Source organism: Gemelliphila sp. 1F1, assembly GCF_056897515.1.
Map to the genome: position 1 here is coordinate 16425 of NZ_JBXHBE010000002.1, position 16649 is coordinate 33073.

The following is a 16649-nucleotide window of genomic DNA, read 5'->3' on the forward strand; positions in this document are numbered from 1 at the left end:
TCCATTAATTAAGGTTTTATTAATACTTTATTATATTTTTCTTTTTTACTTAATATCATTTCAAATGCTCTGTCGACTTCATCAATATTAAATCTATGAGATATAAGATTATCTACTTTAACTTTTTCTGTAGCTAGAAAATCTATAGCATTTATCCATTCTCTTCCAGGAAAAGGAGCAGAATATGAATTCCAGAATCCTTTAAGTGTTAATTCTTTCCTAAAAATATTTTCAAATGCTTCTTCTCTAAGCGTTACATCTTTATACGCTATTCCTGTATATGCTATCTTACCTCTCTTTTTAGTAACTAATAATGTCTGTTCTTGTGTTATAGGGCTACCTGCACATTCCAGAGATACATCTACTCCTAAATTTTCTGTATATTCATTAACTTTTTGTTTTAAATTCTCGTTCAATGAATTAATTACATGAGTTGCTCCATATTCTTGCGCTAATGCTAATTTATCATCATCAATATCCACTACTATAATTTTACTTGCTCCGATATTCTTTATAACTTGTAGCGATAGCATCCCTATTGTTCCAGCACCAAAAATTAGCACAGAATCTCCTACTTCTATTTTTATTCCCATTATAGCGTGCATAACGACAGCTAAAGGTTCTATAAAACTAGCTCGATCGAAATCTAAATCTTTTATATTTAATACGTTACTTTCTGGAACTACACTATATTCTGCAAATCCCCCTGATATGTGAGTTCCTATCATTTTGTAACTTTCGCACATTGAGTAATTACCTTGTTCACAATAATTACACTTTCTACAAGGTAAGAATGGAATGCAAACTACTCTATCTCCTATACTATGTGTTACTACATCTTGACCTATTTCTACAATTTCTCCAACAAATTCATGTCCCATAACTGCAGGATAATCATATTTCCATGTTGTCTGCATTTTGTGAATATCCGATCCACAAATTCCACAAGCTTTAACTTTAATCTTTACATCTTTACTTTCACAAATTAATTCATCAACTTCTCTAGTTTCTATATTTGTTCCTTCATACAAAACTGCTGCTTTCATCTTTACCTCCATTACAAAAACGGTAATTATTAATATTCAATAGAAAACCTATAAATACATAATTACCGTTTAAAAATTAAATATTAATTAATAGAATAACTGTGCAAATTTTAAAATTATCCAGTTAAAGAAGTTTCCTCCTAAATCAAGAGAACTCATAGACGTATTTTGTCCGTATCCATCTACACCAGCCATCATTGCTGTATGTGCAGCAGTGAAGTCTGTTGCCATTAGTAGAGATAAAGCAATAACTACCGTTCCCGCTAATACTGAGTGTAGAATATTTCCTTTTCTGTTAGCTACTATGAATGATACATAAAACGGAATTGTAGCTAGGTCCCCAAAAGGAAGAACTTTATTTCCAGGTATAATTATAGCTAACAATAAAGTAATCGGAACTAAAATTAATCCAGTTGAAATGTTAGATGGATGTCCTATAGAAACAGCCGCATCTAATCCTATGTATAAATCTCTACCTTTATAACGTTGTTTCATATATTCTCTTACAGATTCTGAAATAGGAATTAAACCTTCCATTAACAACTTAACCATACGAGGCATAAGAACCATAAATGCCGCCATAGCAACTCCTGCTTGTAATATTTGTCCTACATCATATCCTGCTAATGCTCCTAAACCTAACCCTAAAAACAATCCTACAACCATAGGTTCCCCAAAGATACCAAATCGTTTTTGAATAGTTTCTGCATCTATATGCGCATCTTTTATTCCAGGAATTTTTGCAATTAGCCACGCTATTGGAATACCAACAAAACCGAATGCTGCTGTTGATCCTGTAGGCAATGAAATTCCTTTTAATCCATAAACATTCTCAACATCTCTTTGTGTTCTATCTGCCATAATTAAAACCATTATTTCGTAAAGAATTGCACAAAGGATACTAAACCACCAGTTTCCTCCTGATACTACATAACCTGTTGCACCTGCTGCTATAAAATGCCAATAATTCCAAACATCTATATCCAATGTTTTTGTCATTTTTAAGGCAATCATAAGAATATTAACACCCAAACATATTGGAATTAATACAGCTGCTACTGGTGAAGCCCACGAACCTGCAGCCGCTCCTGGCCACCCTATATCAATAGTGTCTAATGCCAATCCATATTTTTCAACAATACTCTTAGTTATAGGACCAAGATTACTAGTTAAGATTCCTACAACAACATTAATACCTACAAATCCAATCCCTATAGTTAAAGCTGATCTTATAGCTTTGCTAAATGGTACTCTAAATATAATTGCTAAAATAAAAATTGCTATAGGTAAAATAACTGTAGGTCCTAATGCTAAGAAACCTTGTACAATATTCATTAATTTATCCATTATATCATCTCCTTATATATTATTTTATTAAACTAAATGTGATAAAATTTCTTCTTCTAATTCTTCTTCCCCAAAACCTGTGATGTAACTTGTTGCTATTATAGCTGGTATAGAGTAAGTTGTTGGCAACATTGTCGTTGATACTATTAAATCTGCTTCATTCTGCATAGATGCTGCCTCTGCTATTTTTATTTGCTTAATAGAGGCATCTATATTATGTTTTCTAACCAACTCCTCTACTTTTGAAACAACAATTGTAGATGTTGCTATTCCAGCTCCACAAGCGATTAATATTCTTTTCATAGTGAAAATCCTCCTAAAAATTTTTTATTAATATTAATTATTTTATTTATAAACTCTCATAAACTTTTCTAAACTATTTAGCAACTAAAATATTATAAACTTCTTCGTTATCATCACTCCTCAAAATGTTATTATAAAATTCTTTATCAGAGAATTTATTTATAATACTAGATAACACTTTTACCTGATCTTCGTTATTACCAATAAGCAACAATAAAATTATATTTACATTTAAATCTTTTGTATTAGTCGCCATATCCTTAAAAACAACTGAGTTTTTTGGTTTAATAACTACTATACCACTTTCTTTTACATAAACTGGATCAGTATGTGGAATAGCTATGTTATGTTCTGGAAATTCTAATCCTGTTGGAAATTCTTTTTCTCTTTCCAAAACTTTCTCATAAAAATCTTCAGTTACAAAATTTTCTTTTTCTAACTCTCTTGTAACATTTCTCAAAACTTCAGAAAAATTATTTCCTTCTATGTCAATATATACATTTTGTTTACTAAAATATTTTTCCATGTTAACTCCTACCATCTTAAATTTTTAATATTATGTCTCTAAATTTTTCATTACTACAAGAAAATAAGTTATCCACAAATTCTCTTTCTAATAATTTATTAACTATTTTTACACCCTTTGTTCTATCAGAGTGTTCTCCTAATAATATAAATAGAACTTTAGAACAATTACCTCTAACTCTAATTACAGAATCAATCAAAATATTATTACTTACCAGATGCGGTAAATACATATCTTCATATATTTTAATACTACCAATTTTCTCTCTTTCAATTAGTTCATCGTAAATAGATGCTTCATTTTCAACAATTTGGTTATCAAAAAGATATGATGAAATGTTTTTATATATATCATCTATACTTTGGCTTTCAACATTTACAGTATCAACTACAATCATCAATCAAATATCTCCTTATTAATAAGATTTATATCGTCTTCAGTTAATAGCACATTTACATTTATAACATTTTTTATACTTGATGATAATTTAACTGTTGAAATTATATAATCTATCTTAGTTAAATCATACATACTCAATTCTCGTGCTGAAATTGTATCCACAACATTCAACTTACTAAACGTTGATTCTATCCTCTTCTTTAGAAATTGTGTTGTACCAAATCCACTATGACAAACTAAAAGGACATTTTTATTGATTACATTATTTTCTAGTATAGCTTGTATATATACCGTTAAATATGCAATTTCATCATCTGAAATTTCTTTCTTTAATATTTCTTCTGCTATATTTTTTACAGATAAAAATAATACTTTATAATCTTTCTTTATCTTTTTTGTTAAAGGATTTTTTATGCTAATATTAAATTTTAATCTTTTTACTAATGCTCTTATATGCAATTTAAAAACATAATAAATATGTTCATCCTCGTTTAATCGAGCAAAATTTTCTAAATTTATTTTTTGTAAGAACTCATGTGCAATATCTTCTATGTTGTCATCTAAATCTACAAGATGCTCGTCATTTAATTCTCCAACTCCTGTGCTAACAAGATACTGGTATATATAATAAATTTCACTATTCGGGAAATCTACAGAAAACTCTCTTTCAAGATCTCTTGCTATATTCATAGCAACATTATAGTAACTCTTATCACGACCTATCTTATTATTAGTTACAATATAATTACCATTTTTTATTCTTTCAATAGCTATTAATATATGCACTACCAAATTAGTATAATATAAATCACCTATTGTATAAGGTAAGTTATCTTCGTAATTACTAATAATTCTTTCTACTTTTTGAACAGATTCTACACCGAATCTCAAAGACAGTTCGCTTATAGTATCACTATTTATTCGTTCAGAATAGTAATCTGTAATATAATCATTCCTAACTATAAATGAATACTTTCCCATTATTTCGGCAATTTTTAATCTAATATCTTTTTCATTACCTATTATCTTCGTTCCTTGTCTTCCTTGCTCAATATTTAGTATATTGCCTAGCATATTAGTTTTTATATATTTTAAATCATTTACTATGCTAGACTTACCTACATAATATTTCTCTGATAATGCTTCAATAGAAGTATATTTATTAGAATTTCTAAGAAGTTTAAGTAATATCTTTATTCGTCTTTCTTCTATAGAATATTTCATTACTTTTTGATTTTGCAGAGTATCTAAAGAAATTTTTGAAAAATTTATTTTTATACCTTTACTTTGTTTTTTGTCAAATTTCAAATCTGTACGTTTAGATTCTATCTTTTCTAAATCTCTATATACAGTTTTTGAAGAAATTTTTAATCTTTCTGCTATAGTTCTTACAGGCAGATAATCGTTTGCCTCAGTTAACATTGTTATGAGCTGAATCTCTCTGTTGCTTAACTCTGACATTACTGTTACCTCCTTATATATAAATTATAATACGTTTCCAGATAGATGTATATAACATTTGTTGTCCACATATATATAGACTTTTTTGTCTGTTTTAAACAATAACAAAAAACTGTTATTATTCTATTATAATATAAATTAAAAATTATAGTTACTAAATATATCTAAAGTTACTCAAAACAAAAAAAAGATATTCAGTTTTAGAACTGAATATCTCATAAATAAATATAAATTTATATTGTTAATTTATTGTAATATATCTTAGAATTCATCATAAGTATTGTAATTATTTTTTAATTCTATTTCTTGCATATATCTTCTTATAATATCATTACCCGTAAATTCATATACATTAGTTAATACAGCATAGTAAGTAGGTTCATCATATAAAAACGGATGATATTTATTAATCTCTTCAAGGACAAAATCTACGTAATCTTCATCTTCGGATAAAGCTAATAATGTTAACGCCAATAATGACGAATCATCTTTTATTATGTTTTGCTCATTATATATTTCATAAATTTTTTCTACCTCATATAAACTTCTTAAAGCGTTTATTGATATATACAGGGTGTCATTATCGATACCCATATTAGTAAGTATATCACGAACCATACTTCTAATCTTATTGTATTGTTTTTCTTGTCTATATAATTCTGTTAAATGGATATAGACATTTGGTGATGTTCCTTGCAATGATAGATATTTTTCAAAATATTCAATAGCTTCTCCACCTTTAGACATGTATCCTAAGTGCATATAAGCATCTCGAAATTCATTATCTAAAGATATGGTTTTAAGAAGATAAGTTTTAGATTTTTCTAAATCGTGCATTTGATTATAAGCAAAAGATATAGCAAAATAAAGTTCTGCATCTTCATATTCTTCACCATGCTCTAAGTAAAATGCAATAGCATCTACATAATTACCCAAAAGTAACATATTGTCTATTACTACCTTTAAATTTTGTAAACTATTATCTCTATTAAATAAATCAATAACAATATCTAATGATTCCTCTACTTTATCTCCTTCTGTATAAATATTAGATAATTCATAGTCTATGATATTTTTTAATTCCTCATCATCTTTTACTAAATCTTTTGCACTCTTTAACTTTTGCTCCGCAACATCTAACAACATATCTCCTTTATATATAAGAGCTTCCATTAGTAAAGTTTGAGCAGTTTTTTCTGAATTGTATAATACTATCAGAGCATCATCTTTTTTATCAAGATACATTAAATTGTCCACGTAACTAATTATTGCCGCTTCATCATTTGGATATTTATCATATATAAATTTAGATAATTCTAATGATTTGTCTAACATCCCTTGTTCAAAAAATATATCTCTAAAACTCTCTAACTGCTCTCTCTCTAATTCTGTTATATCTAATTCATTGTACTCTACTAAAAATTGTTCAAAATCCATTTGTAATCTCCTTATCTTTTTCTATACGATAACATATCTAATACTAACAATAAATCCATTTTTACATCTTCTCTCATATTTTCTATAGATTGTCTTGCTTTATCTAAATATTTGATACTCAAACTTTTTACTTCCATTAGTATTTCTTTATCATTTCTTATTTCAAAAATAAAATCATCTTTCTCTTTTGATGTCATATTTCTAAAATTTACAAAACGTTCCTTATTTTTATTTATTTTCAAAATTATAGGTAAAGTTATATTTCCATTATTAAAGTCCTGAGCAATATCTTTTCCTAATATATTGCTATTTGCTACAAAATCCAAATAATCGTCCATTATTTGATAACTCATTCCTAAATAATACCCAAATTTATAACTATTTTCTATATCTTCATCACTAGCTTCACTACTTATTGCCCCTGCTATGCATGAAAAAGCTATTAATATAGCTGTTTTTCTTTTTATTTTTTTTAAATAATCTAATTTTCTAGTATCTATATTAAACAAATCATTATATTGATTTATTTCTCCTATACATAGTTCTTTTAAAACTGTACTTAAATGTTTATGAATATTAATATTGTTAATTTTAGAAACCTCTGTAAGAACTCTCGCAAATAAAAAATCACCAATATATAATGCTTTTCTATTATTATATATATTATTCAATGTTAAATTAGATCTTCTTTCTTTAGCTCCATCAATTATATCATCATGTATAAGTGTAGTTGTATGTATTATTTCCACCAAAGATGCAATATTTCTAATCTCTTCCTTATTTCTATTATAATTTCCGAGTCTTCCACAAATCAAAGCAAGCTTCAGTCTAACACCTTTTCCTTCGGTATTAAAATAATCTTGAATAATAGTATTTATTTCTTCATCATCTAATGTTATCATTTTTTTTATTTTATTTTTACATTCTAAAATATCTTCTGCATAATCTAATAACATACTATCTTTCCTCAATTATATTTTTATTAGTTTGAACATTACTATTTATAACAAAATCTAATTCATTAGAATATACTTTACAGAAATTTTTAAATAAAAAATCTTTAATATCTTCTGTTAATATTTCTTCGTAAAAAGAAAATAACACTTCCGCCAAAGAGCAAGACAAAAATTTAAAAGTTGAAATATTCAACTCCTCTTTAGCTAGAGTAATATAAATTTTTTCCATAGATTTTGTTAATTCAATAAATTTCTCTAAATCGACAAACAACTTATCATAATAAGCAAAACTAAAATAATCACCAAATAAAATATTCAAAGTATCGATATTTTGATTTTTAACATCTAATAAGTGATAATCTAGTGAAGTTACAGCCAAAAAAATAACTTCATTATATAAATTATTATTAAAATTATATTTTTTAATTAAATCAATATATCCTAATTTTTTTATTAATTCTTTGTTATAACTATACTTTGAAGAAATCATATACCTACACCTTCTAAAATTTACAATAATATAATTATACCACAAATTATACTATTATTTACAATTTCTAATTTCAATTTTCTTTGAGTGTGATATAATAATTTTAAGGAGGTTATTTTATGATTAAATTTGAAAATATTAAAAAACAATATAACGAAAAAATAGCATTAAATAATTTAAACTTGACAATTAATGATGGAGAAATTTTTGGTTTGATAGGTCATAATGGTGCTGGAAAATCTACAGCAATCAAATCTCTAGTTAGCGTTATAAATCCTACCTCTGGAGAGATATACTTCGACAATAAAAAACTGTCAGAAAATCGCCTCGAGTGTAAAAATCAAATTTCTTATATTCCCGACAGTCCTGATATGTTTCTAACATTATCAGCTTTTGAATATTGGACACTTATTGCAGACATTTATAATATAAATAGTGATGAGCGTGAAAAACGCATAAATCATTACTCTAGATTATTTAATATGTATGATGAAATGTTCTCGTCTATAGAGTCATTCTCCCACGGAATGCGTCAAAAAACATTTATCATAGCATCGCTAATTGCAAGTCCTAAATACTGGGTAATGGACGAACCTTTAACTGGATTAGATCCTCAAGCATCTTTTGATTTAAAAAATCTTATGAAAGAACATACAAAAAAAGGTAACACTGTACTATTTTCAACACACGTATTAGAAGTTGCCGAACATCTATGTGATAGAATTGGTATTTTGAGTAAAGGAAAGCTAATTTTTGTAGGAACGTTGGAAGAACTAAAAGAACAATATCCTGGTGATACATTAGAAAGTATTTATTTGAGTATTATCAAAAATATTAATATTTTTGATAGTACCGAAAGTGAGGGGTAGATATGCGTTGGTCTATTATAAAAAGTCTATTTTTGATAAATTTTCTTTATGCAAATCCTTCAAGAACATCTATATTACGAGAAAAATATAAAAAGAAAAATAAAAATTTAACAAAAAAAATGTTTTCTAGTTTTCTATATAGTAATATTGTTATTTTTATTGTAATTTCAATATTTATAGGATTTATTAATGATCTTTCTTATGATGCTAGTAGATATAAATTGACTATAATATTTTTATTATTATTCTTAGTAATTACCATTTTCTCTGTATTTTTTAATGTATTTTATGAAGGAAAAGATGTAATTAGTTTAACAAATCTTCCAATAACCCAAAAAGAAATTTTTTATAGCAAATTTCTTTTTATGATAATTAATTCTGCATCATCTATTTTAATATTAATTGTTTTAAATATTATTTCTACAATAAGATATACTAGTGATAATGTATTGTTATCAATTATAATAGTTTTTATATATACTATAATTGTATCACTTTGTGTTTTATTTATTACAATGCTAATATCATCATTTCTTACTAATACTAAATTATTCAAAAAATATAGAACTACTTTTATAGTTGTTTCACAGGTTACTCTGTTTATATTAATATTTGGTAGTTATTTCTTTATGGTGCCTATTTTTATGTCAGGAGAAGTTACTCCAATTAGTAATTATAAAGGAGATTTTTCCCTTAACATCATTACAAAACCGACTAGCTTACAATCACTTAGTAAAATATTAATATTTACAGGAATATTAATTGTACTAGTATGGCTACTTAATAGATTTGTAATAGAACCTTATTTTACACATAACATAAATCTTGCAGAAAATTCAAATAAAAATAATAAAGTAACGAAGCATAATAAAAATAAAAAATTCAATAAAAAAAGAATATTTGATAATATGACAATAAAAAGTTTTAAAAATGGGACACTTATATCAAATAATATATTATCCCTATTTATTTCTATATGTTTATTTATAGGTATAATAATGACTTTTAAAGGACATAGTTATTTACAACAAGAACTAGTTATTTTACCTACTGCAATTATCGTGGGAACTGTAGGAGGAATATTTTTACATAGTAATGCATCTTTTAGTGCGTTAGCAATTTCTATAGATTATAAAAATTTTGAATATATAAAAACTCTACCACTAAATTTAAAGCAATTTTTACTTAGAAAATTATTTATTTCGACTATATTACAAACATTAATATCATCTGTACTATTTATTATATGCATTATTATTTTAAATACTTCTCTATTTTTCAGTATTACTGCTATGTTTACATTCTTAACAGTATCTATAATATATTCTATATACCTGTTTACTAAAGATTTGAAAAAACCTTTTACTAATTGGAACAATATTACACAATTATTGTTAAGAGGTGGTTCTCAATTGAAACAATTATTTATATTTTTTGTAGTAATAGCAGTAACTAATGCTATAATTGCTCTAACAGTATTATTTACAAATATGTTCCCTAATTTATGGTGGCTCTTATCTGGTATATACATTTCTATCATAATAACGATGACAATTACATTTACAATTATTCTAAATAGAGAAATAAAATATTTTTAATAAAATTAAAACTCAAGCATATAGCTATTATGCTTGAGTTTTTTATTTTCAAATTTTTATATCTTATTAATGCATACTTATTACAAATTATAAACTTTGATAAGTACCATTAAACTATATTTGCAATAACATTAATTATATTAAATATTATTATTTTAAACGCTCTTCTAATTCTGCTTTTAGTTGTTCAAATCCTGGTTTACCTAATAAGGCGAACATATTTTTCTTATATGCTTCTACCCCTGGTTGATCAAATGGATTAAGACCTTGTAAATATCCAGATATCGCTACCGCTTTTTCAAAGAAATATACTAAATATCCAAAAGTAAATTCTGACATATCTGGTAATTCAACTACAAAGTTAGGTACACCTCCGTCAGTATGAGCTAGTAAAGTTCCCTCAAATGCTTTGGTGTTTACAAAATCCATAGTTTGACCTGCTAAATAATTAAGTCCATCTAAATCAGTAGGCTCTTCTTTTAAATCAATATTCAAGTTAGGCTGTTTTACTTTTAATACTGTTTCGAATAAAATTCTACGACCTTCTTGAACATATTGTCCCATAGAATGTAAATCTGTTGAGAAGCAGACACTTGATGGATACAAAGCTTTTCCATCTTTACCTTCTGATTCTCCATAAAGTTGTTTCCACCATTCATTAAAATAGACCATTGATGGTTCATAAGAAACTAGTATCTCTATTAGTTTACCTTTTTGTTGCAAAATATTTCTCATAACTGCATATTGATAAGAAATATTTGTTGATAAATCATCAGTAGCTAATTCATCTTGTGCAAGTTTTGCCCCTGCCATCATTTTGTCAATATCAACTCCGCTTACAGCTATAGGTAATAATCCTACTGCTGTTAAGACTGTAAAACGTCCACCAACATCATCAGGAACTACAAATGTTTCGTAACCTTCGCTATCAGCTAAAGTTTTTAACGCTCCTCTTGCTTTGTCAGTTGTTGCATAAATTCTTGACTTAGCTTCTTCTTTTCCATATTTTTCTTCTAATAAATCTTTAAAAATTCTAAAAGCTATTGCTGGTTCTGTAGTAGTTCCAGATTTAGAAATTACATTAACAGAGAAATCTTTTCCTGTTGTTTTTAAATAATTAACCAACTCTTGTGTATATGTTGAAGAAATAGTATGTCCTGCAAAAAATACTTGAGGAGTTTTTCTATCTTTCTCATAGAAATTATAAAAACTATCATTTAACATTTCTATTGCTGCTCTAGCTCCTAAATATGATCCTCCTATTCCTATAACTACAAGTACATCTGAATCATTTTTAATTTTCTCACTAGCTTTTTTTATACGAGCAAACTCTTCTTTATCATAATTAGTAGGCAATTCTAACCATCCTACAAAATCATTACCTTGTCCAGTTTTGTTATGAAGTTGATTATGAGCGACTTTTACATAATCTTGCATATTTTTTACTTCTTGTTCAGAAAAGAAGTTTAATGCTTTTGAATAATCAAATTTTAAATGCATTTTCTATTCTCCTTGTTTATCTACTGTAATATAATATATATTCTATATCATTTGATTATTAATGTAAAGTAAATTTAAAAGTAAATTTACAATACTTTATCTTTCATATACAATAGTTGATTTATTCTCTAATATATATTCATATATTAGTTCTGCTACTTTTTCTGTATTATGTCTTATATTAGTTCCTTCAATTTTGACAATATCTTCATCACTAATAACTTCTATATCTAATTTATCTAATTCTTTATAATCTAATTCCACTTTTTCTTGACCAGACTCAGAATATTTTAGAAGAATATCTTTATCTATATCTTTTGAATTGGCTATTACCAAGTCAAATATATTATCTCCAATATGCTTATTAATAGCTTTTATATGATCACTTACAGAATATCCTGTTGTTTCCCCTAATTGAGTCATTACATTTGCTACATATATCTTCTTAGCTTTGCTATTAACAATTCTTTCTGCAATACCATCAATTACTAAGTTAGGAATAATAGATGTGTACAAACTACCTGGCCCTATAATTATATAATCACTCTCATCAATAGCCTTTAGAACATAGTCAGTAGGTTTAACTGTCTTAGGTGTTATATACACTTCATCTATTTCTCCACCATAGTCAGTTATCGAAGATTCACCTCTAACAATTTGTCCATTTTTCATACGAGCATTTAAAGTAGCTATATCATTTGTAGTAGGAAGAACTGTTCCTTTAACATTTAATATTTTACTCATAACTTTTACAGCAGTAGAAAAATCTCCATAAATATCTGCCATAGCTGCTATCATCAAATTTCCTACGGGATGCCCACTGACTTCTCCTATATCAAATCTATATTGAAACATTTTTTCTAGGTGTGGTTCTACATCTGACAACGCTGCTATAACATTTCTTATATCTCCAGGAGAAGGAATATTCATATCACTTCGTATTTTTCCAGAACTTCCCCCGTCATCTGCAACAGTTACAATGGCTGTAATATCTAAAGGATAGTCCTTAAGCCCTCTCATAAGAACAGACAATCCCGTTCCTCCTCCTATAGATACTACCTTTAATTCTCTAGTCATTATTTCACCTTCCTATATTTATATCACGATGAGAAATATATGTTTTATATCCAGATTGTTGAACATCATCAAATAATTTTCTGGCAATACTTACCGATCTATGTTTTCCACCTGTACACCCTATAGCTATAGCAACTTTATCTCGACCTTCATATTGATACTTCTCTATCATATATAGTAATAAATTTTTTAATTTTTCATAAAAGTCTTTTGTATTATTATCATCAAAAACATAATTAAAGACATCATCGTCTAATCCTGTTTTTTCTCTCAAGCTTTCTACATAAAATGGATTAGTTAGAAACCTTACATCTATAATATTATCAGCATCAATCGGAACTCCATATTTGTACCCAAAACTAGATATCGTTACGTGATACTTATCTTTTTTCATTATGCTAAAATCTTTAGATATTTTCTCCACTAAATCTTTCACCGTTAAATAGCTAGTATCATAAATATAGTTAGCTGTAAATTTAATATTTTCAATAAGTTCTCTTTCTGCACGAATACCTTCTAGTAAACTTTTTTCATTTGATAGTGGATGATTTTTTCGAGATTCTTTGTATCTATTTACTAATACTTCATCATTGCACTCTATATAAATTACTTTAACATTAAAATTATCATCTTTTCGTAAATTGTTAATTAAAGAATTAAGTTCTAAAGAGAAACTCTTACTTCTTATATCAATACTAATTGCTGATCTTTGTATATCCTTATCTATAAGTAATTTCAAAAATGAATCTACTAATAATGATGGCATATTATCTACGCAAAAATATCCAAAGTCCTCAAAAACATTTAACGAACTATTTTTGCCGGCTCCACTTATCCCAGTTATTATTACTAAATCTTTTTTCATATAGATAGCTCCTTTCAAAATATATTACTACTTAGCTTCATACCAATTATTCCCTATAGAAGAATCTGCTTTTAATTTAACTTTTAAATCCGCTGCATTTTCCATAATATTTATTACTGCTTGTTCTAATTTTTCTACATCATCTTTGTGTACATCAAATATTAATTCATCGTGTACTTGAAGTAATAGCTTAGCTCGTAGATTACTATTCTGTAAATAATCAAAAACATTAATCATTGCTATTTTTATTATATCTGCTGCAGTTCCTTGAATAGGAGTATTCATAGCTATTCTAGAATTCAAGTTAAATATCATTTTATTTTTTGAATTAATTTCTGGCAAGTATCTTCTACGATTATATAGTGTCTGTACATACTCATAATCTTTGGCGAATTGAACTATATCTTCCATATATTTTTTTACGCCTGAAAATGTGGCTAAATACTTATCAATAAATTCTTTGGCTCTCTTTCTACTTATTCCTAAATTATTGGACAATCCAAAATCTGATATACCATAAACTATCCCAAAATTTACAGCTTTTGCTTCTCTTCTCATAGTATCAGTAACTTCTTCCAATGTTACTCCATTGACTTGACTAGCTGTTTTCGTATGAATATCCTCATCATTATTAAACGCCTCTACCATTACTTTATCATCTGATATGTGCGATAATACCCTAAGTTCTATTTGAGAATAATCTACTCCTAAAATTACATTATTCCTTGACTCAGGAATAAATGCTTTTCTTATTTTTCTTCCTTCTTCTAATCTTATAGGTATGTTTTGTAAATTAGGATTGATTGAAGATAGTCTTCCTGTCGCCGCTAATGTTTGTTCATACCTAGTATGAATTTTACCTTCTTTAGTTATATCTTTAACTAAACCTTTAGCGTATGTAGAATTTAATTTTGTAATAGTTCTATATTCCATTATTAACGGAATAATAGGATGTTTATTTTCTAAAAATTCTAATACTTCTATTGAAGTAGAATATCCTGTTTTTGTTTTTTTCACTACTGGTAAACCTAATTCTTCAAATAACACAACTCCTAATTGCTTTGGAGATGATATATTAAATTCTGTACCAGATAAATCAAAAATTTCTCTTTCTAAATTGCTAATGCGTTCATCTAAATCTTCTCCTATTTTTGATAATGTATCTTTATCAACACATATTCCTTCATACTCCATATTCATCAATACATTAACCACTGGCAGTTCTATATTTTTGTATAAGTCAAAGACTTCTCTTTCTTTCATAATTTCTTCTAATACAGATTTTAGTTTATAGTTCAAGTATGCTACATTACCGATATATTTATTTATAATATCAATATCTGGTATTGCTCTTTTTGCTCCTTTACCATAAATATCTTCATCAGTAGGAACATTCTCTCCTAAATAATGATTTACTATTTTACTAAAATTATCAGGAATATTCACATCAATCAAATAATTAGCAATTTTTGTATCAAATACATAACCCTCTATATCTAAATCATATTTTTTAGCAATGTAGGATACTTTCTTTAAATCATAAATATTTTTCTCCTTATTACTAACTAAAAAATCTCTTACATAATTATTATGGAAAAAGTCTTGCTCTGAAAAAATATATACTTTAGCATTAGTGTATACTGCTACATTTAAAACTTCACTATTATGATAATCTTCTGTAAAACATTCTAAGTGAATACTACTATCTTCTAATTCTATCTCTGTTGAATAATCAGATACTATAATATCTAACTCTATTTCTTTTTTATTTTCAACATTATTCTCTAATTTTTTCAAAAATGATGTAAATTCTAATTTTTCAAAGAGTTCTATCTTTTTATTTGTGTCTTCTTCAAAACTTAGGGAATCTATATTATTATCTAATGGAACTTCAGTAAAAATAGTAGCTAATTTTTTGCTTATTAGTGCATCTTCTCTTCCTAATTCTAAACGTTCTTTTAATTTTGCACCACTAATATTAGCAATATTATTCAAAACATTCTCTACTGTTTTATATTCTTTTAATAATTTTATAGCTGTCTTCTCTCCTACTCCTGCAATACCCGGAATATTATCAGACTTATCTCCCATAAGACCTTTCATATCTATTATTTGTAATGGGGACAATCCATACTTTTCTTCAATAAAGGTAGGGGTATAGTAATCTATATCTGTAACACCTTTTTTTGTATAATATATTGTTATTTTATCAGTTGCTAACTGTGTTAAATCTTTATCTCCTGTAACTATTATAACTTCATGCCCCAAAGATTCTGCTTTCTTTGCATATGATCCTATAATGTCATCAGCTTCATAATCATCGTGCTCTTCATATTTAATTCCGTAACTATCTATAAGTTCTCTAACATAACCGAACTGTTCTATTAATTCATTAGGAGTTTTATTACGCGTTCCCTTGTAACCTTCATAACTCTTATGTCTAAATGTAGACTTCCCTTTATCAAACGCCACCAATGCGTAGTCAGGATTTACATCTAGTACTAATTTATCTAACATAAGTGTAAAACCATAAACACTATTCGTATACAATCCTTTTTTATTTTTCAAAGGTGGCATAGCATAAAAAGCTCTAAAACTTAAACTATTACCATCTAACAACAAAATTTTTGCCATAATATTTCCTCAAATTCTTTTTATAATTACAATATTGATTATATCACAAATTATAGTATCTGTAATGTTTTAATATATAGAACTTAATTATACAAAATATATTACAAATAAATTAAAGGCTAGCAATAAATTTTCTCATAA

At 26.8% G+C, this 16649-nt stretch carries 15 protein-coding genes; 2 read left to right on the forward strand and 13 right to left on the reverse strand.

What is annotated here, in order from left to right; all coding sequences use genetic code 11:
• Nucleotides 1-8: 8 nt before the first annotated feature.
• The 9 genes from AC1XWJ_RS02345 to AC1XWJ_RS02385 all read right to left on the reverse strand — a co-directional run bounded on the left by AC1XWJ_RS02345 (nucleotide 9) and on the right by AC1XWJ_RS02385 (nucleotide 7965).
• On the reverse strand, nucleotides 9-1046 hold the full coding sequence (locus AC1XWJ_RS02345) for a galactitol-1-phosphate 5-dehydrogenase (protein WP_483334286.1): 1038 nt from the start codon (nucleotides 1044-1046) through the stop codon (nucleotides 9-11).
• 87 nt (nucleotides 1047-1133) lie between these two features.
• Nucleotides 1134-2393 (reverse strand): PTS galactitol transporter subunit IIC, encoded by a 1260-nt coding sequence (locus AC1XWJ_RS02350; RefSeq protein WP_483334287.1) that lies wholly within the window; start codon nucleotides 2391-2393, stop codon nucleotides 1134-1136.
• A gap of 27 nt (nucleotides 2394-2420) precedes the next feature.
• Nucleotides 2421-2696, reverse strand: coding sequence for a PTS sugar transporter subunit IIB (locus tag AC1XWJ_RS02355; RefSeq protein ID WP_483334288.1), 276 nt, complete (start codon nucleotides 2694-2696; stop codon nucleotides 2421-2423).
• 73 nt (nucleotides 2697-2769) lie between these two features.
• Nucleotides 2770-3222 carry a PTS sugar transporter subunit IIA gene (locus AC1XWJ_RS02360; RefSeq protein WP_483334289.1) on the reverse strand — a complete coding sequence of 151 codons (453 nt, stop codon included), beginning with the start codon at nucleotides 3220-3222 and terminating at the stop codon, nucleotides 2770-2772.
• Nucleotides 3223-3238: 16 nt separating this feature from the next.
• Entirely contained in the window at nucleotides 3239-3619 is a 381-nt protein-coding gene (locus tag AC1XWJ_RS02365; protein WP_483334290.1) for a PTS sugar transporter subunit IIA, read from the reverse strand.
• Entirely contained in the window at nucleotides 3619-5082 is a 1464-nt protein-coding gene (locus AC1XWJ_RS02370; protein WP_483334291.1) for a BglG family transcription antiterminator, read from the reverse strand. The genes AC1XWJ_RS02365 and AC1XWJ_RS02370 overlap by 1 nt, the downstream gene beginning before the upstream one ends.
• A gap of 261 nt (nucleotides 5083-5343) precedes the next feature.
• The gene (locus tag AC1XWJ_RS02375; RefSeq protein ID WP_483334292.1) at nucleotides 5344-6519 is read right to left on the reverse strand and encodes a tetratricopeptide repeat protein; all 1176 of its coding nucleotides are present in this window, start codon (nucleotides 6517-6519) and stop codon (nucleotides 5344-5346) included.
• 11 nt (nucleotides 6520-6530) lie between these two features.
• A complete protein-coding gene (locus AC1XWJ_RS02380; RefSeq protein WP_483334293.1) occupies nucleotides 6531-7475 on the reverse strand; it encodes a polyprenyl synthetase family protein in 945 nt (314 codons plus the stop codon).
• Nucleotide 7476: 1 nt separating this feature from the next.
• On the reverse strand, nucleotides 7477-7965 hold the full coding sequence (locus tag AC1XWJ_RS02385; RefSeq protein WP_483334294.1) for a hypothetical protein: 489 nt from the start codon (nucleotides 7963-7965) through the stop codon (nucleotides 7477-7479).
• A 119-nt stretch (nucleotides 7966-8084) separates the two neighbouring features.
• On the opposite strand from AC1XWJ_RS02385, the gene AC1XWJ_RS02390 reads away from it, so the two are divergent.
• Together AC1XWJ_RS02390 and AC1XWJ_RS02395 are read left to right on the forward strand one after the other, a co-directional pair.
• Nucleotides 8085-8834: an ABC transporter ATP-binding protein gene (locus AC1XWJ_RS02390; protein WP_483334295.1), complete on the forward strand. Its 750-nt coding sequence runs from the start codon at nucleotides 8085-8087 to the stop codon at nucleotides 8832-8834.
• A gap of 2 nt (nucleotides 8835-8836) precedes the next feature.
• Nucleotides 8837-10432, forward strand: coding sequence for a hypothetical protein (locus AC1XWJ_RS02395; RefSeq protein WP_483334296.1), 1596 nt, complete (start codon nucleotides 8837-8839; stop codon nucleotides 10430-10432).
• Between the two features lie 150 nt (nucleotides 10433-10582).
• On the opposite strand, the gene AC1XWJ_RS02400 is transcribed toward AC1XWJ_RS02395, so the two are convergent.
• From AC1XWJ_RS02400 to polA, 4 genes are all read right to left on the reverse strand, one after another.
• Nucleotides 10583-11932, reverse strand: coding sequence for a glucose-6-phosphate isomerase (locus AC1XWJ_RS02400; RefSeq protein WP_483334297.1), 1350 nt, complete (start codon nucleotides 11930-11932; stop codon nucleotides 10583-10585).
• Nucleotides 11933-12028: 96 nt separating this feature from the next.
• Nucleotides 12029-13009: a gluconeogenesis factor YvcK family protein gene (locus tag AC1XWJ_RS02405; RefSeq protein ID WP_483334298.1), complete on the reverse strand. Its 981-nt coding sequence runs from the start codon at nucleotides 13007-13009 to the stop codon at nucleotides 12029-12031.
• Nucleotides 13010-13013: 4 nt separating this feature from the next.
• Nucleotides 13014-13874: an RNase adapter RapZ gene (gene rapZ / locus AC1XWJ_RS02410; protein WP_483334299.1), complete on the reverse strand. Its 861-nt coding sequence runs from the start codon at nucleotides 13872-13874 to the stop codon at nucleotides 13014-13016.
• A gap of 27 nt (nucleotides 13875-13901) precedes the next feature.
• Nucleotides 13902-16508, reverse strand: coding sequence for a DNA polymerase I (polA, locus tag AC1XWJ_RS02415; RefSeq protein WP_483334300.1), 2607 nt, complete (start codon nucleotides 16506-16508; stop codon nucleotides 13902-13904).
• Nucleotides 16509-16649: the final 141 nt, after the last annotated feature.